Annotated in this window: 15 protein-coding genes and 1 pseudogene; 1 reads left to right on the top strand and 15 read right to left on the bottom strand. The window is 37.3% G+C overall.

The genetic code is table 11. From position 1 onward, the window contains the following. Positions 1-12: 12 nt before the first annotated feature. Positions 13-3,117 (bottom strand): glycoside hydrolase family 2 TIM barrel-domain containing protein, encoded by a 3,105-nt coding sequence (locus Q0162_RS06655; protein ID WP_297890588.1) that lies wholly within the window; start codon positions 3,115-3,117, stop codon positions 13-15. Positions 3,118-3,370: 253 nt separating this feature from the next. Further along, the gene (locus Q0162_RS06650; RefSeq protein WP_297890587.1) at positions 3,371-4,483 is read right to left on the bottom strand and encodes a TlpA disulfide reductase family protein; all 1,113 of its coding nucleotides are present in this window, start codon (positions 4,481-4,483) and stop codon (positions 3,371-3,373) included. 121 nt (positions 4,484-4,604) lie between these two features. Between Q0162_RS06650 and Q0162_RS06645 the strand changes: the two genes are divergently transcribed. Further along, positions 4,605-5,060, top strand: coding sequence for a hypothetical protein (locus Q0162_RS06645; RefSeq protein ID WP_297890586.1), 456 nt, complete (start codon positions 4,605-4,607; stop codon positions 5,058-5,060). 49 nt (positions 5,061-5,109) lie between these two features. Here Q0162_RS06645 and nqrF read toward each other — a convergent pair whose 3' ends face one another. From nqrF to dnaK, 13 genes and pseudogenes are all read right to left on the bottom strand, one after another. Continuing rightward, positions 5,110-6,423: an NADH:ubiquinone reductase (Na(+)-transporting) subunit F gene (gene nqrF / locus Q0162_RS06640; RefSeq protein ID WP_002680904.1), complete on the bottom strand. Its 1,314-nt coding sequence runs from the start codon at positions 6,421-6,423 to the stop codon at positions 5,110-5,112. Then, positions 6,407-7,153, bottom strand: a complete 747-nt coding sequence (gene nqrE / locus Q0162_RS06635) for an NADH:ubiquinone reductase (Na(+)-transporting) subunit E (protein WP_002680873.1) — start codon at positions 7,151-7,153, stop codon at positions 6,407-6,409. Before nqrE ends, nqrF begins: the two co-directional genes overlap by 17 nt. A gap of 20 nt (positions 7,154-7,173) precedes the next feature. Further along, complete coding sequence (locus Q0162_RS06630; RefSeq protein ID WP_095897812.1) at positions 7,174-7,821, bottom strand: NADH:ubiquinone reductase (Na(+)-transporting) subunit D; 648 nt, start codon at positions 7,819-7,821, stop codon at positions 7,174-7,176. Between the two features lie 6 nt (positions 7,822-7,827). After that, on the bottom strand, positions 7,828-8,565 hold the full coding sequence (locus Q0162_RS06625; RefSeq protein ID WP_012796844.1) for a Na(+)-translocating NADH-quinone reductase subunit C: 738 nt from the start codon (positions 8,563-8,565) through the stop codon (positions 7,828-7,830). Between the two features lie 3 nt (positions 8,566-8,568). Continuing rightward, the gene (locus Q0162_RS06620) at positions 8,569-9,798 is read right to left on the bottom strand and encodes an NADH:ubiquinone reductase (Na(+)-transporting) subunit B (protein WP_297890584.1); all 1,230 of its coding nucleotides are present in this window, start codon (positions 9,796-9,798) and stop codon (positions 8,569-8,571) included. Between the two features lie 157 nt (positions 9,799-9,955). Further along, the gene (locus Q0162_RS06615) at positions 9,956-10,849 is read right to left on the bottom strand and encodes a hypothetical protein (protein ID WP_297890583.1); all 894 of its coding nucleotides are present in this window, start codon (positions 10,847-10,849) and stop codon (positions 9,956-9,958) included. A gap of 28 nt (positions 10,850-10,877) precedes the next feature. Beyond that, entirely contained in the window at positions 10,878-12,233 is a 1,356-nt protein-coding gene (locus tag Q0162_RS06610) for a Na(+)-translocating NADH-quinone reductase subunit A (protein WP_297890582.1), read from the bottom strand. 188 nt (positions 12,234-12,421) lie between these two features. Next, entirely contained in the window at positions 12,422-13,384 is a 963-nt protein-coding gene (gene ftsY / locus Q0162_RS06605; protein ID WP_002680961.1) for a signal recognition particle-docking protein FtsY, read from the bottom strand. Positions 13,385-13,498: 114 nt separating this feature from the next. Beyond that, a complete protein-coding gene (locus Q0162_RS06600) occupies positions 13,499-13,651 on the bottom strand; it encodes a DUF4295 domain-containing protein (RefSeq protein ID WP_002680984.1) in 153 nt (50 codons plus the stop codon). 10 nt (positions 13,652-13,661) lie between these two features. Then, a complete protein-coding gene (gene rpmG, locus Q0162_RS06595) occupies positions 13,662-13,844 on the bottom strand; it encodes a 50S ribosomal protein L33 (protein WP_002672545.1) in 183 nt (60 codons plus the stop codon). 19 nt (positions 13,845-13,863) lie between these two features. Next, complete coding sequence (gene rpmB, locus Q0162_RS06590) at positions 13,864-14,100, bottom strand: 50S ribosomal protein L28 (protein WP_002680811.1); 237 nt, start codon at positions 14,098-14,100, stop codon at positions 13,864-13,866. Between the two features lie 470 nt (positions 14,101-14,570). Continuing rightward, a pseudogene (locus Q0162_RS06585) lies at positions 14,571-15,875 on the bottom strand (Fic family protein). A 259-nt stretch (positions 15,876-16,134) separates the two neighbouring features. Beyond that, the gene (gene dnaK, locus Q0162_RS06580; protein WP_297890581.1) at positions 16,135-18,066 is read right to left on the bottom strand and encodes a molecular chaperone DnaK; all 1,932 of its coding nucleotides are present in this window, start codon (positions 18,064-18,066) and stop codon (positions 16,135-16,137) included. Positions 18,067-18,152: the final 86 nt, after the last annotated feature.

The following is an 18,152-nucleotide window of genomic DNA, read 5'->3' as shown; positions in this document are numbered from 1 at the left end:
CAGGGTTAGAGATTAGTGTGCTTCTATTCTATAACTATAGCTATAAGGCTGATATAGATACAACAGATATTGTTGCATTGGTAAGTTGCCCCAGCTGTTATCTCCTCCCAAACCTAATTGTTGCAAATCGATATCTAAATGGGTATAAGGTGAAGGTGTGAGTTCCCCAGCGTGAGTTTGCCCTTTTTCTACCCCAGGGAATAACTGGGCGGGACTATAAGGCAGGGCATTTACATTCAATAGAGTATCTATACTGTAAATAGTGAGGCTTACGCCCTTCTTGCTAAGTCTTGCCCAACGCACATCACTTTTATTGCCATTCTCTTGCGGACGCACATAAGGGTAATATTGGTCGGCAATAGTTCCTTCATACAAGCCTACCATAGCCGATGTTTTTCTATCCCAATAACTTTCCCAAGGACCTCTTCCATACCACTGAATACGCTGAAAAGGCTGTAATGTGAGATGATTGCCTATTTTGAAAGTAAGTGTTTTATCCTCTTTTAAAGGCTTAAAACTATTATGCACTGTTACTGAAGGTTTTCCTTCAAATAGCAACTCTTGGATATAATCAATAGTAGCATCTACTAATCGTTTGTGAATACATACCTTTATTTGTCCGTTTGTATATTTCTCTACCGATACACTCACGCTATCAGCTTTTTTATCAGCTTCTTGTAAGTGTTGTAGTTTTTTAGGTAAACCTGCCCCAAAATCGTTATCAGTGCCTGCACGCCATAAATTTACCTCCAATCCTTCAGGAGTGAAAAGTTCTTCGTTTTTTACTTTAAAAGACACCCATTTTCCTGCTTGCTTGTCTATTTTGGCTGTATAGTTTCTATTTTGCAAGAGAATATACATTGGCGTTTCCTCTATTGTTATAGGAGTAGTATCGATGATGGATTTTTGAGGAGTATAGGCAGTGAGAGGAAACTCGGCAAAGGCAAGAGGAGTACCTTTTGCAAGTAGTCCTTCATTTTCCTTTAACTGAGCGGTATACTGCAATATATACTCTGCTTTATCATCAGTGAGCAAAACAGGCATAACAAGTGATGTACTACTTTGTGGAAGCACTACCAAATCTGTAAAAGCACCACTTTGTACCTCTTTACCATCTTTAAGCAATCGCCATACTATTTGATAGTTAGAAAGGTCTTTAAAAAAATATTTGTTATGCAAAGTCAGCACTTTGTCTTTATACTCAAAGGCTATTTCTTGCTGTACCTTGCGCACTTCATAACTATGAGGGTGAAAACTTCTGTCGGAAGCTATAACTCCGTTGATGAGAAAGTTGTTGTCACTAGGCGTATTTTTGTTGCCATAATCTCCGCCGTATGCTAATATTTTTTTGCCATTGGCTAAGGTTTTATAAAGACCTTGATCTACAAAATCCCAAATAAAACCTCCTTGTAATTTGGGGTAGTGTTCATATACATCCCAATACTCTTGAAAGTTACCTAAGCTATTACCCATAGCGTGGGCATATTCGCATTGCAAGAAAGGTTTAGTACGATTGCTAAGCGCATAATCTACAAGGAAAGGAATACGGCGGTACATACGCGATTCTATATCGGTATTCCAATCGTAATGAGCTAATTCATAATGGATAGGGCGTGTAGAATCCAATCCTTTCATCAGTTTATATCCTTTGTAGAAGTTCCAACCATTCCCCGATTCATTCCCCATACTCCAAAACAATATACTGGGGTGATTTTTATCGCGTTGTATCATTCGCTGCATCCTAAGCAAATGTGCATATTCCCAGTTAGGGTCGTTGCCCAATGTTTTATCCTTTTCATAATGCATCCCGTGGCTTTCTATATTAGCCTCATCCATTACATAAAGTCCATATTTATCACAAAGTTCATAGAAATAAGGATCATTGGGGTAATGAGAAGTACGTACCGCATTGAAGTTGAGTAATTTCATTAGCATTAGGTCTTTCTCCATACTTTCCCGAGATACTACTTGCCCCGTTTGGGGGTCGGTTTCGTGTCGGTTTACACCTTTGAAAAATACGCGTTTGCCATTTACCAATATATCACTTCCTTTTATTTCAATCGTTCTGAAGCCTACAAACCTACTTACTACCTCTTTCACCTTGCCTTGTGCATCGTATAGAGTTACTTGCAGGCGATAAAGATAAGGGATTTCAGCGCTCCACGCCTTCACTTGAGGAAAAAGTGCTTGAAATGAGAGTTCTGTTTTTCCAAAAGAGCGTTTCAGCCCATCAGTCGTCTGTTTTTCAGTATACAGCAATTTGTCTTTGTCATACAACGATACCTCAACACGGTATTTTGAGGCATCTTCTGGAGTTTCATTCCACACTTCTACAAGCGTTGAGAGTTGCCCATCAGCGTAGTTTTTGGTTAGGAGAGAGGTAATACTTAGGTCGTACAAATGTACTTTAGGACGCATATAGAGATAACAATCGCGCGAAATGCCCGAAAAGCGCCACATATCTTGACATTCGAGGTAGCTGGCATCTGTCCAGCGACGCACTTCCATAGCAATAAGATTTTTGCCCTGAACGATGTAAGGCGTAATATCAAATTCCGAAGCCAATTTGCTGTCTTTTCCTACCCCTACGAACTTTCCGTTTACATAGAGTTTAAAAGCTGATTTTACAGCCCCTAAATGCAAATATACTTTCTCACCTTGCCAAGAAGTAGGTAGGTTAAAAGTTTTGCGATAGAGACCTGCATTTTGAGCAAGACTATCAGGAATATCAGGTGGTGTAGGGTTCTTTTGGTTAAACTCGTAAGAAGCATTCACATAGATAGGAATGCCATAACCATTTACTTCCCAATTGGCAGGCACAGCTATTTTTTTCCATTGACTTTCGTTAAAATCAGTTTTGTAGAAATTCTTTGGCAACTGCTTATAATCTTCTTTCCAAAGAAAAGACCACTGTCCATTGAGGTTTAAAAAGCGTGTAGAAGTAGTGGGATTGCCGGTTTGTGCTTTACTTACCTCTTCAAAAGGAAAGTAAGAGGCGCGCATAGGTAATCGGTTAATTTCTTGTATTGCAGGATTTTCAAAGATAGTATCCAACTGCTGAGCTGTATTTTTTTTGCTTAACAAAAGTAATATTGCAACTAAAAGATATTTTTTCATACAACTTTTCGAGTTTTATAAGTGAAATAACAGATTAATTTAGGAAAATAGAAATATATCATTAGGAATAAATTCTAAAAATATGCTAAGGGACAAAGATATGCATTTTTATTAGAACTCAAAAACTTTTGACTAAAAGAATGCTTTTCAATTTGCACCTTAGTTAGAAAATATTAGCATTTTTAAACTAACAAAGAAAAAAGAGCTGAGAATTATATTCTTATTTTAATATTTTTTAGCTGTCTTACAAAAATTATTGTACTTTAGCTTTTAAACTTACATCTATCAATTCTTTTAAGTTTTTATCAGAAGGCATAGGGGCATTGGCATCTATAATATTTCCTTTAGCATCTATCAACATATAACGCGGGATGCTTCTCAAATCGTATAATTTTTTGAATAATTCCTTTGTTTCAGGAGAGGCATATAGATGAATACCACGGAGTTTCTTTTCCTTTACCATTGCTTTCCACGCTTCTTTATCGCGGTCTACCGAAATACTTACAAAGGTAATAGGTTCCGTTTTGTAATCCTCTTGTAAGGTTTCTAAGGCAGGCAACTCCTTACGACAATCAGGACAATAAGTAGCCCAGATGTCTATAAACAGCAATTTACCTTTGAGTGGTAATTGCTCATATTTTACCTCTTTATCGTTTAAATCAGTAAGAGCAGGAAGAGCGGGAAAAGGTTGTCCTGCTTTGAGTTTATTTACCAAATCAATATGTTTTGAAAGGGTATTTAAAAGGTCGTTATCTTTCACTAATTGTTTCACTAAAGCAATGATTTCCTCATTAGTGGCAGTTGCCGAAGTAGGTGATACGCCCTCAATAATCAAAGGGGCTAATGCTTGCTTGATATTTTCAGATTTAAGCGCTTTGAAATCGGCTAATATTTTGCCCCAAGGGTCATCAAACTCATATTGTACTTTATGAGAGTAGATGCGCCATTTAAAAATATTCTGTACTAAAGTTTGGTACTCGGGATAATCGTTGAAATCAGTAGCATTGTCTAAATCTACTGCGGTACATAAGTCTTGTAGCTCTTTGATAGCAGGAGCTTCTTCCTCAGTATATTTACGGTGATTGAACAAATATTCCGATACTATAACCAACTGTTGATAGTGGTTAGCTTTCTCTTCTTTAGCTGCAAAATCTGCTGGCAAGTTCTTGAGTATTTCGGTGTATTGTTGCGCTATTGCCTGCATACTTTGTTTAAAAGCCATAGGAGATTGCCCTAAGAGTTCATTTTGTTTCTCAGCTGATTGTAAGCCTATAGCTTCTTTTTGTTGCTGATAAGCTTTTATTGCTTCTTCTGAATTGGTACACGACACCAAGGCGCATACAAGGATTGCAAATATCTTTTTCATAACACTATGATTTAAAAATAATGACAAAGGTACAATATTTTTTGGAAAATTCCTCTAATTCTAGCAATTATTCCTATTTTTGCACTCAAAAAACCTCTCATAGGAAACAACAATTCATTTTATGAATATAAATATTGAAGATTTCAGTCTTACTAATTTCATTTCTTCTGTTGAAACTATCCCTTTTTATTATGCCAGCATAGAAGGTATAGCCGATTGTTTGGGGTATTACATTATCTGTTTTAAGGAAAGAAACAGTGATATTCTCTCTGCTATCAGTTTTGAGGATATTTTACTGCATAAAGAACTTACTGAAATAGCTAATCATATTTTACAAACACTGTGTATTCCTATCCGTTTTGGAGATGATAGTCATCTTGTTGCCTCTACCTTAGGACACCCTTTCTGTATTGATGAAAACCTTTTTACTGACCGAAAGATATGGTATTATTACATCAATGAAGGAAAAGGACTCTTAAGTATTGGTATTAATCTGGCAGATAAAGTTATGAATTTAGAGATTATCACTCACCCCACAATTATAAAAGAACGAAAAGAAACCTTATCTATATCATAAAAAATCCGACCTATTACTAAGTCGGATTTTTATATAATGTAGGTAGTTATTAACCACCAAAGTCGTCGAAACGGATATTTTCATCGGGCATACCAAAGTCTTGACCCATTTTTTGAACAGCTTTGTTCATCATTGGAGGACCGCAGAAGTACAATTCTATATCTTCTGGGGCTTCGTGTTTGCTCAAATATTGTTCAATCACAGCATTGTGAACAAAACCTAAGAAGCCATCACCTTCGGTATCATTGACATCTTTCTTCACTTTCCAATTGTCTTCTGGTAGTGGTTCAGAAAGTACAATGAAGAACTTGAAGTTAGGGAATTCGCGCTCTAATTCACGGAAGTGTTCTACATAGAACAACTCGCGTTTTGAACGACCACCATACCAATAAGTAACGGTACGTCCTGTTTTCAAAGTTTTGAATAGGTGGTACAAGTGAGAACGCATAGGCGCCATACCAGCCCCTCCACCTACGTACAACATCTCGGCATTAGACTCGTTGATGAAGAATTCACCATAAGGTCCTGAGATGGTTACCTTATCACCTGGTTTGCGAGAGAAGATGTACGATGAAGCAACCCCTGGGTTTACATCCATCCAGCCACCTTTAGCTTTGTCGAATGGTGGAGTAGCGATACGTACATTAAGCATAATCTCACGACCTTCGGCAGGGTAAGAAGCCATAGAGTAGGCACGTTCAGCAGGCTCTGGGTTTTTCATCACCAATGGCCATAGCTTGAACTTATCCCATTCCATTTTGAACTTATCGGGTTCACCTGGGTGTTCTACAGGGTGTGCAGTGATATCGATATCGGAGTATTTTACCTCACAAGGTGGGATTTCAATTTGGATGTATCCCCCTGGTTTATAGTCCATATCCTCAGGGATTTCTACCACAAACTCTTTGATGAAAGAGGCAACGTTGTAGTTACGCACTACAGTAGCTTGCCATTTCTTGATACCAAACACTTGTTCTGGCACCCCAATTTTCATATCTTGTTTTACTTTCACTTGGCAAGCCAAACGCACTCCTTCTTTCAATTCTTTTTTAGTAAAGTGAGGAGTTTCGGTAGGGAGTGCTTCTCCTCCGCCTTCGTATACGTGGCATTCACATTGTAAACAAGACCCTTTACCACCACAAGCTGATGGCAAGAAAATCTTTTCGTTACCTAAAGTAGAGAGCAGTGAACCTCCAAGAGGCACTTCAACTACTTTTTCGTTATTGATAGTAATTTTTACAGGTCCTGATGGTGTTAGTTTCTGTTTTACGTAAAGCAAAATAGCAACCAACAATAGGATTACAACTAATAATCCTATCACCGTTACTGCAATAGTTGTTAATATTTCACTTGCTAATATCATTGCTTAAATCTTTTGTGTTATGAGCTAATTTATCAGTTTTAACTTCTTGTTGGATAGTAGTCTCTTGTTTAGGAGCTTCTTTAGCTTCTTCTTTTTTGCTGCTACCACCTGTAAGCATACCACCAAAGCTCATAAAGCCGATAGCCATAAGACCTGTGGTGATGAAGGTGATACCTAAGCCGCGCAAAGGTGCAGGCACGTGTGAATAACGTATTTTCTCACGAATAGCAGCCAATGCTAAGATAGCGATAGCCCAACCCAATCCTGAACTCACTCCATAGGCTACTGAAAGACCGAATGAGTGAATTACTTCAGCACGTGATTGCATAAAGAGAGATCCCCCTAAGATAGCACAGTTTACCGCTATCAAAGGTAAGAAGATACCCAATGAGTTATACAAAGATGGTGAGAATTTCTCTACTATAATCTCTACTAACTGTACCATTGTTGCAACCGTAGCAATGAACAAGATATAAGTAAGGAAGCTCAAATCGTAATTAGCGTACTCTTCGCCTAACCAACGCAAAGCACCCTCTTTGAGTATGTACTCATTAAGTAGCCAGTTCATAGGTACAGTAAGGGTTTGTACGAATATAACGGCAGCTCCTAAGCCTATGGCAGTAGATACTTTTTTAGATACAGCCAAGTACGAACACATACCTAAGAAGGTAGCGAAAATCATATTCTCAACGAATATTGATTTAAAAATCAGTGTTAAATATTCTAACATTTTCTTTTCTTTTTAAATGATTAATGACTGTCTTCTATCAAGGCTTTGTTACGTGAGCGTTGTACCCACACTACTATACCATAGGTTACCAAAGCCATAGGTGCTAACAACATAAAACCGTTGTTCTCATAGCCTAATGCATAAGCTCCCGTTTTTTTGATAGGGTCTCCTAATACTTGGAAACCGAGCAAAGTACCAGAACCTAATAGTTCACGGAAAAAAGCAACGATAAGCAAAGCGATAGAATAACCACCTGCATTACCAATAGCATCTAAGAACGATTTTCCTGGAGGGTTACCCAAGGCAAACGCCTCAAAACGTCCCATCAAAATACAGTTGGTAATGATAAGCCCTACATATACTGATAGCTGTTTGCTAAGGTCGTACACATAGGCTTTAAGCACAAAGTCCACCACGATTACCAAAGCAGCTGCTACAATTAGCTGAGCGATGATACGGATTTTAGGTGGTATTACATTTCTAAGCAAAGAAATGGTTACGTTACCCATTACAAGTACAAAGGTAAAGGAAAGGCTCATTACGATAGCGGCTTTCAGTTGGGCTGTAATTGCCAAAGCAGAACAGATACCCAACACTTGTACCGTTACGGGGTTGTTATCCCATAGAGGGTCAGTTACTAATTTTGTATCTTTTTTTGATAGTCCCATAGTCTCTTATTTGTTTAAACTTTTAATATAGGATATATAAGGCTCTATGCCATCGCTTATCATCGCTTGCACTCCATTACCAGTAAGGGTAGCTCCTGCAATAGCATCAATTTTCCCATCTTCTTTACGTTTATTTTCAGGGTCGCCATTGCTTTTTGAAATTTGAATGCTTTGGAAGTTACCTGCGGCATCCAATAAATGTTCCCCAATAAAGTCGTCCATAAAGAAACGTTCTTTGATATTAGCTCCTAAACCGGCAGTTTCTCCTTTATGGTCGAAGAAAACGCCACGTACAACAAGATCTTTATCTACGGCTATATATCCCCAAATAGCATCCCATAAACCACGTCCATTTACGGGAATGATATAGAGTGTAGTTCCATCTTTTTCACCTACATAAAGAGGCAAACCTTCACGATGACCGTTGAAGTTGATAAGGTCGTTTGCACCTTCTACTTTCTCAGCGGTATTTCCTTTGATAAGGTATTGTTCTTTCACATAGTTAGGGAACTCTTTTTCAGCATCAGTTGTAGAAAGAAACTCTACTTTACCTCCTCCAAGCTCTCCTTGGTTGTGATTTACCCCCATAGCGTAGAGAATGTTTTGTTTCTTTTCTAACTTTTTATTGTTACTGATATCACTGCTCAATGCTGATGAAATACCAGCGAGCAAAGCTCCTACGATTACCACCATTATAATGGCGAAAATCACTGTATACGAATTACTTTCTGTTTTTACTGCCATAATTTATGCGGTTTTAGTAACTGTTTTTAAACGTTTTTTACGACGAGATACATTAGCTTGTACTACAAAGTGGTCGATAGTAGGAGCTAGTACATTCATCAATAGGATAGCGAGCATTACCCCTTCAGGATAAGCAGGGTTGAAGCAACGGATAGCAATTGCTATGAAACCTGCTAAGAATCCGTAGATATACTTACCTGTATTTGTTTGTGCTGCGGTTACTGGGTCGGTAGCCATAAATACAGCTCCAAATGCTAAACCTCCAATGAGCAAGTGCTGATAAGCTGGTATACTCCAAATAGCGTGGAATGAAGTGCCTACCATACTTGGTGCTAAAGCGTTGAAAATTAATCCCATTACCCAAGCTCCTACAAACATACTCACCATTACACGCCAAGAAGCGATTTTGGTATAGATGAGGAATAAACCTGCTAAGAGGATAAGAATTGTAGAAGTTTCACCTACTGAACCTGGGATAAACCCGAAAAGGAGGTCAGAATCGGTGTAGTGAATAGAGTGCCCTTGTGCCAAGTTACCTAAGATAGTTTCTCCTGAAACCGCATCTAAGTTTGCACCTGCAGCGATTTCTTTAGAACGACCTAATACGCCAGTTACCCATACTTTATCCCCTGTCATGGAAGTAGGATAAGCAAAGAATAAGAAGGCGCGAATGGTAAGTGCAGGGTTTAAAATATTCATACCTGTACCCCCAAATACCTCTTTACCAATGATTACTCCAAAGGCTACTGCTACAGCAAGCATCCAAAGAGGAATATCTATAGGAACTATAAGAGGTACTAACATACCGGTTACTAAGTATCCTTCTTCTACTTCGTGACCGCGGATAGTAGCAAAGATAAACTCAATGCCCAAACCTACCACATACGAAACGACTACTAAAGGAAGTACTTTAATAAAACCAATACAGAAGTTTGTCCAGCTCCAAAAATCACCACTACAGAAAGCTAAGCCTTCAGCTGGATGCGTTAAGTGTCCAAAAGCCACTTCGTGCTGGTAACCTGTATTGAAAATACCAAAAATCAAACAAGGAATGAGTGCTAAAACCACCATATTCATTGTTCGTTTTAGGTCGTCGGCAGCCTTAATATGGGTACCTCCGTGAGTTACCTCATTAGGCGTATAAAGGAAAGTGTGGAGCGCATTGAAAGTAGTCTCCATCTTGGTTCCTTTATACTTTTCTTTTAATGTATTTAATTTACTTTTTAAACTCATTTTCTTAATGAATAAGTTAATTATTTCTTTTTATTGATTTGCGAATTAGTTTTAAAGCTGAATTATAAAGACTTGTGTTTTTTTATTAAGTAAGTTTTTTTGCTTGGTGGTATATTTCTATCAAAGAAATTATATCTTTAGCTAAAAATACTAAGTCTTATTTTGTTACAGGAGTCATTACAATTTTTGCTTTTATCATATCATAAACTATTTTATTGATACGTAGATATTTTATAAACTCATCAGATTCAATCTCTAATTTGCCTTTATCATTAGTTTTTGCTTTTAGGTTAAGCACAGAAAGATAATATTCATTAGCAACCAGATATGGTACAAAAACACTATGACTTGATTCTCTATTGGTTAATTGTAAGGGTTCAAGTATTTGTTCCCATTTACCTTGTTCGGCAGCTTGTTTAAAACTATTTTTGTTGTCTATATAGGTAAAAGGAGGCAATATTTCTTCTTTAAACCATTGTTCAGTAACCTCGCTAAAAGGTTTTTTTGAACGGCCTGCTGTTGTAAATGAAAAAAACATAATAACAGCAAATTCAATCAGCCAAATAATACCAAGAAAAACACCACTTACAGTCATACCTTTTATTCCCCAAGTGCCTTCTTTATTGATAAGCAGTATCAAATCAATTAGATCGCTTGGATGTGTTGCTAAATAAAGCAGTTGTTCAAACTGAATATTGCTCACCGATAGGCCTATTTGTTCATTTCCATAAACCTCTCCTGAGTTTAGCACTAAGTCTACCCATACCACCCATTGGCTGTAATAAGCTACCAATGAGGCAATAATAGCAAAAAGCACTGAAAGTCTATAGTTGCGTATTTTACCTAACTTAATGAGTAAATGGCCTATTACAAAAGAGATACTAATTCCAAAAACAATGGTAATTAGGAAGTTTATATAAACAATAGGTATATACCACGTAGCATAAGCATAGATAACGCCTAAAATAGGCATTATTACGGCACATACTAATAAGAGAATTACGAAAGCTAAAGGGGAGATTTTTCCTGAAGGCTTGTAATAGTTTAACACTTTCTGATGTATTATCGTTTACAGATTACTATCCTAATTCTGCCATCATTAAATCAAGTCCATCTCTGATGATTTGTTGATGTGGTTGTTTAGACACACATACAAATTCTGTAAGAGCAAAATCTTCAGGTGCTACTTCGTAAGCTCCTAAATTCTCCAATTCGTCTAAATCCTTATACAAGCAGGCTTTAAGCAACTGCATAGGATAAATATCTAATGGAAAAACTTCTTCATACATACCTGTTACCACAAAAGCGCGGTGTTCACCATTGGTATTAGTGTTCAAGTTGTATTTTTTCTTAGGATTTAACCAAGAGAAGGTAAGCGAACGTGTAAGTGAAATTTTGTTGGCTATAGGTTTTGCCCAACCGAATAAATCATAGTCGTTTCCTTCAGGAATAGCTGTAATTTGATCGTCGTAAAAACCTAAAAATCCTGTTTCATTCACTTGTGTACCAGTAAGAACATCACCACTGATCACACGAGTATTAGCAGCATCTTTCACTTGGCTACCTACAACACCACTGATTTGAGCACCAGCGAGTACTGTAACATAGTGAGGTTTTTCGATGCGAGCACCTGTAAGAGCTACCGTACGTGTAAGGTTTAATTTACCGGTGAGGAAGAGTTCACCTATCACCACCAAATCTTGAGGAGTTACTACCCATACCACTTCACCTTTGTTGATAGGACTAATCTGTGCGATTTGAGTGCTGACGTTCCCAGCAGGGTGAGGTCCAGACACATTATGCACCACGATGTCCTTAAGGTTGCGGAAAGGTGACAACGAACTGTCTTTGAATACAGACACGTGTACTTTACCTGTGGTGAGTTTAGACAAGGCAGTAAGAGCTGTTTGCAGCGCTTGTTCTTTGCCTTTCAGCACATAGTCGTAATCGGGAGCGAGCGGATTGGTTTTGCAAGCCGACACGAAAATAGCTTTAGGCTTTCCGTCGGGATTGGCAATCACGTCGTAAGGGCGTTGTTTGATAAAAGGCCAGCAACCTGAAGAAAGGAGGTGAGCCTTAATGTCTTCGCCCTGCATCTCGTTTACATTTTTCTTTCCATAGTCTTTGAAGGTTTGTTCTTGGGCTGGTGCAATGTGTATTTCCAACACTTTGCGACGCTCACCACGTACAATCTCCTTGATAGTACCACTTACTGGAGAAGGGAACAAAACACGCTCATCACTCTTTGAAAAGAATAGTGCTTCACCTGCTTTCACTTCACTACCCTCACGCAATAAAAGCTTAGGGATAACACCGTGAAAATCAATGGGTTTAATACCATACAAAGCAGCAAGAGGAAGCTGTTGTGTAGTTTTATCAGCTTCTCCTTCTAAATGTATGTCCAACCCTTTTCGAATGCGGATGTCGTTTGACATATCTAAATAATATTAGTTAGTTTTATTAAATTGGCGACAAATATACGAATAATTCTTTACAAAAAAATAAAGTCTATTTTTTTAAAGCTAAAAAAGAATCATTCTACATTAGACATATCTTCTGAAAATCTTGAGACTTTCATAAGGAATTGTGTAAAATGATTCTTTTTATTTATCAAAGAAAGCTATTATTCTTTAAAGAAGGAATCTACAAACTCGTATTTATTAAAGATTTGCAAATCGTCTATTCCCTCCCCTACTCCTATATATTTCACAGGAATTTGAAACTGATCGGAAATACCTATTACAACACCGCCTTTAGCCGTGCCATCAAGCTTAGTTACTGCCAAAGAGGTAACCTCCGTAGCCTTCGTAAATTCCTTAGCCTGTTCAAAAGCATTTTGCCCTGTAGAACCATCGAGCACTAAGAGTACTTCGTGAGGAGCATCTGGCAATACTTTTTGCATCACGCGTTTGATTTTAGAGAGCTCATTCATCAAGTTGATTTTGTTATGCAAGCGTCCTGCTGTATCAATAATTACCACATCGGCATTTTGTTTTACGGCAGAGCTCAGCGTATCGTAAGCTACTGAAGCAGGGTCGCTCCCTAATTGCTGCTTGATCATCGGTACCCCTGTACGGTCAGCCCATACTTGCAATTGGTCGATTGCAGCCGCTCGAAAAGTATCAGCAGCACCTAATACTACTTTCAAACCTTTTTTAGTAAACTGACTTGCGAGCTTACCTATAGTAGTGGTTTTACCAGCTCCATTCACGCCTACGACCATCATTACATAAGGTTTTTTGTCGGCTGGGAGGACAAAATCAGTTGCTTCACCGGTATGTGTTTCGGAAAGGAGACCTGCTATTTCTTCACGAAGAATGGTATTGAGTTCGGAAGTGCCTAGATACTTATCTTTAGCCACACGTGCCTCAATACGATCGATAATCTTAAGTGTAGTATTCACACCTACATCACTGGCAATGAGGACTTCTTCGAGGTCATCAAGCACCTCATCATCTACTTTAGATTTTCCCATAACCGCTTTTCCTAAACGATCGAAGAAGCTATTTTTAGATTTTTCTAAGCCTTTATCTAAGGTTTCTTTCTTTTCTTTAGAAAAGATATTTTTTAGAAATTGGAATGCCATAACTTATTGTATATATTTAGATATGAGTGCAAAGGTAATAAAAAAGTTTATATATGCAAAAAAGCCGTCTCACGACAGCTTTTTTTAGATATGATAAAAATAGAGAAAATTTAATTATTTCTTCTTCAAAAATTCATCAACAAGTTCAGGAGCCATTACGCTTTCTACGAAAGTGTAAGCACCTGTTTTAGGTGATTTCACCATTTTGATAGCTTTAGTAAGCTTTTTAGATTTACCTTGTAGGGTTGCTACTGTTTTCTTTGCCATAACGTTTTAATTATTTAATTTCTTTATGAACAGTTACTTTTTTAAGGATAGGGTTGAACTTTTTAAGCTCTAATCTATCGGGAGTATTTTTTTTGTTTTTGGTAGTGATGTAACGTGAAGTTCCTGGAAGACCAGATTCTTTATGCTCAGTGCACTCCAAAATAACCTGAATTCTATTTCCTTTTTTAGCCATTTTAGTATTGTTTTAAAATTTAGTTAATATATCCGTTACGTTCTACTTCTTGTAGCACTGCATAGATACCTTTTTTATCGATAGTTTTAATTGCAGCTGCTGAAACCTTGAGGGTAATCCAACGATTCTCTTCAGGGATGAAGAAACGTTTTGTACGGAGGTTTACATTAAATTTACGTTTAGTTTTGTTCATTGCGTGCGACACGTTGTTGCCCACCAATGCTTTTTTGCCTGTTAAGTCACAAACTCTTGCCATTTTTTCTCTATTTATTAATGTGTTATTTATATTCAGGGCGCAAAGGTATAACTATTTTTTGAAATAGCAAAACTTTTTTAAATAAAAAGGAGATAGGAGTTAAGAGATAGAAGATAGTATTCTGTAAATTAAATAGTTATATAGAATAAAAATCTTTTATGTATTGCACGGTTTTAATTTAAATTACGCATTTGTATAAAAAGCCTTCATTCCCCCAAAGGGAAATGAACTTTTATAATGTAAAACAATTGAAAGTCGCCCACGAATCACACGAATTTGCACGAAAAGGAGGTTTTGTGAGGATGATTTATAAATATTTTTGGGCATATACGATACGACCCTACAAAGCACACTTCAAAAATAACTAATACTGAAAATCAATAATTTATATTTTTATGGTACAAATTTGATTACGATTTACTTACCTACTTGGTAGCACTTTCTTGGGTAGTTACTGCTTCTATCTAAGTTTATTGTTTATCTTTTAATTGTTTGCCCAAGATGGTTAGTCGGTATTTTTGTAGCTTACTACTAGGTCTCTCGGGAATAGTCATTTCTATAAATCCTTGTTCCAATGCAGGTTTTAAATATTTTAATCGAAAGTTTTCCCTATGAGAAAGTCCTAACATATCTTGTATTTCTTGTCTGTCCATCTCTTTGGATAGTATTTTAATCAATTCTTTGACTTGCGCGGTAACTTGCGCGGTAGCAGGAAATATCATTCGTAAAAAGTTCTCTGTAAACTTGAAACATTCTTTTCCATAGCTTCTTAGAATACGAGGGACACCAGAACCCAAATGTTCTACTAAATCCAAATCTCTAAATACACGCATCAACTCTTTATTGCGTGGTACTGAATAGCCTTCAAAAAACTCTTTCTCTGTCATGCCTTGTGGCAAACTACCAAATGAGGTAATCTCAATTCTATCATCAAAGAACTCAAATTTGGGAGGTACTTCGGAGGTATAATCGTTATGAACAATGGCATTAATTACAGCTTCACGTAAAGCAACAGGATTCCATAGTCTGGTTTCTTTTCGTTCTTTGGGTGTGATTTTTGCCAATGTCTTATTTTCGACTTCAATCTTATCCAATACCTGCTTGGTTGCTTTTATCAATGAACAATACCCATACTCGTTGTTTTCGATCAAGTCGACGCGATCCAAACCATCATATTTTGCAACTTTTACAGATATTCCATTAGTATCAGCTAATAAATATGCTACATAACTGTATTGTCCTTCTTCTGTAAGAAGTTCCAAATTGGATGCAAACTGCTGATTTAGCATCTTTCCTGAGCTTTCATAATATATTTTGAGTTGCTCAAAAGTAAGATTTTGGTTTGGAGACTTGATTTTACCAATTGAGTTACGAGTGCGTTTAGCAAACAGTGATTCTATCATTTTTATAGGCATTGGCTCGGCAGCCGTTCCAATACGAATAAATGTACCTTTTTCCGACATCCCAAGTTTCTTGATATAGTAAGGTTTTTCAGTACCACTTGCCAATGTGATTTTAATTACATTTTTTGAATCTATAGTTTCTGCTGATACATCAAACAACCCCATACAAGATGGCTTAATATTATTTTTTAGTCGGTCTTTGATTTTAAGCATATCTCCATCAATGTCTGAAACACCAACAGCCTTTCCTTACTTGTCAATTCCAATATAAATTATCCCTCCTTCTTGATAATTCAAAAAAGCGACTACTTCTTTTTCCAAATCATCTATAAGTTCTTGTTTGTATTCTATACGATTCGTTTCTGGATTCATATATGAAGTTATTTAAGTTTTTTCAATAAAGTAAAGGTTTCTAAAATTTAGTATTCTGTGTTTAGAAAAACATCAAAATTCAGGAACTTTGGGCAAAGATACAATAAATAATTAAACTTGTTGGTTGAATTATATAAATTGGTTAAAAAATAATATAGTGCCTCATCTAGTGATAAATGATAATTTTTGATTAATTAAAAAATAGAAAAGCCACTATAAACTAAGTGTTTATAGTGGCTTTTAATATTCAAATTAATTTTTATTTTACTTCTTCGAAGTCTACATCTTGGACATCGGGACCGTTATTGCCGCCTTGTTGTCCACCGAATGGATTTGCATCACCAAAAGGATTGGTTGCATTAGGATTTGGTCCTTGTGCTGCACCTCCTTGTTGTGCTTTGTAGATATCTTCAGAGGCTTGTTGCCAAGCAGTGTTGATTTTGCTGAGAGCTGCTTCTACTGCTGGAAGCTCTTTGCTTTCGAAAGCTGTTTTGAGTTCACCAAGTGCTGTTTCAATAGCTCCTCTCTTATCAGCTGGGATTTTGTCTCCAAACTCTTTCAATTGTTTTTCAGTTTGGAAAATCATTGCGTCAGCTTCGTTGAGTTTTTCAGCTTTTTCTTTTGCTTGTTTATCAGCTTCAGCATTGGCTTCAGCTTCACGTTTCATCTTTTCAATTTCTTCTTTAGAAAGACCTGAAGAGGCTTCTATACGGATATTGTGAGATTTACCTGTACCTTTATCGGTTGCTGATACGTTGATGATACCATTGGCATCAATATCAAAAGTTACCTCAATTTGTGGTACTCCACGTGGTGCAGGTGGAATATTATCTAAGTGGAAACGACCGATGGTATTATTATCGTGTGCCATTGGGCGTTCTCCTTGCAATACGTGAATTTCTACGCTTGGCTGATTGTCGGTAGCGGTGGAGAACACTTGTGATTTCTTGGTAGGAATAGTGGTGTTTGCGTCGATGAGTTTGGTCATCACACCACCCATAGTTTCGATACCTAAAGAAAGTGGGGTAACGTCCAAGAGCAATACATCTTTTACATCACCAGTGAGTACACCTCCTTGAATAGCAGCACCTACAGCTACTACTTCGTCTGGGTTTACACTCTTATTAGGTTTCTTACCAAAGAATTTTTCAACGGCTTCTTGTACAGCAGGAATACGAGTAGAACCACCTACTAAGATTACTTCGTTGATATCACTTACACTGAGACCAGCATTTTCTAACGCTTTTTTACAAGGCTCAATAGTACGTTTTACAAGGTCATCGATGAGTTGTTCGAATTTAGCACGAGAGAGTTTACGTACCAAATGTTTAGGTCCTGAGGCTGTAGCGGTGATATAAGGTAAGTTGATTTCAGTTTCAGTAGTTGATGAAAGTTCAATCTTAGCTTTTTCAGCAGCTTCTTTAAGACGTTGCAACGCCATAGGGTCTTTACGAAGGTCGATTTGTTCTTCTTTTTGAAACTCTTCAGCCAACCAATTGATGATTTTTTCATCAACATCATCACCTCCAAGGTGAGTATCACCATCAGTAGCTAATACTTCGAATACACCATCGCCGAGTTCCAAGATAGACACGTCGTGTGTACCACCACCAAAGTCGAATACAACAATTTTGTGATCGCTATGGTCTTTATCCAAACCGTAAGCCAAAGCAGCAGCTGTGGGCTCATTGATGATACGTTCTACTTTCAAACCTGCGATTTCACCAGCTTCTTTAGTAGCTTGACGTTGAGCATCGTTGAAGTAAGCTGGTACAGTGATTACTGCACTTGTTACTGGTTGTCCTAAGAAATCTTCGGCAGTTTTCTTCATTTTTTGAAGAATCATAGCTGAAATTTCTTGTGGTGTATATAAACGTCCATCTATATCCACACGAGGGGTATCGTTGTCGCCACGTACTACCTTATAAGGTACACGAGCGATTTCTTTTTCTAATTCTGAAAATTTGTTACCCATAAAACGTTTGATAGAATATATCGTGTTTTTAGGGTTGGTAACAGCTTGACGTTTAGCAGCGTCACCTACTTTTATTTCACCACCTTCGGTAAAAGCTACCACTGAAGGAGTTGTGCGTTTACCTTCGGCATTGGTAATTACCACTGGGTCATTACCTTCCATTACAGAAACACAAGAGTTTGTGGTTCCTAAGTCAATACCTATAATCTTACTCATATTAATTAATTATCGTTTTTTAAGTTCAACATTATTTTTTGTAAGCCTTACGCTTACGTAATCAGTAATAGTCAATGATTGTGCCA

Source organism: uncultured Capnocytophaga sp., assembly GCF_937936315.1.
In the GTDB taxonomy this organism is placed as follows: Bacteria; Bacteroidota; Bacteroidia; order Flavobacteriales; family Flavobacteriaceae; genus Capnocytophaga.
Note: the sequence above shows the minus strand (reverse complement) of the source record. Positions and strands in the feature narration are given on the sequence as shown.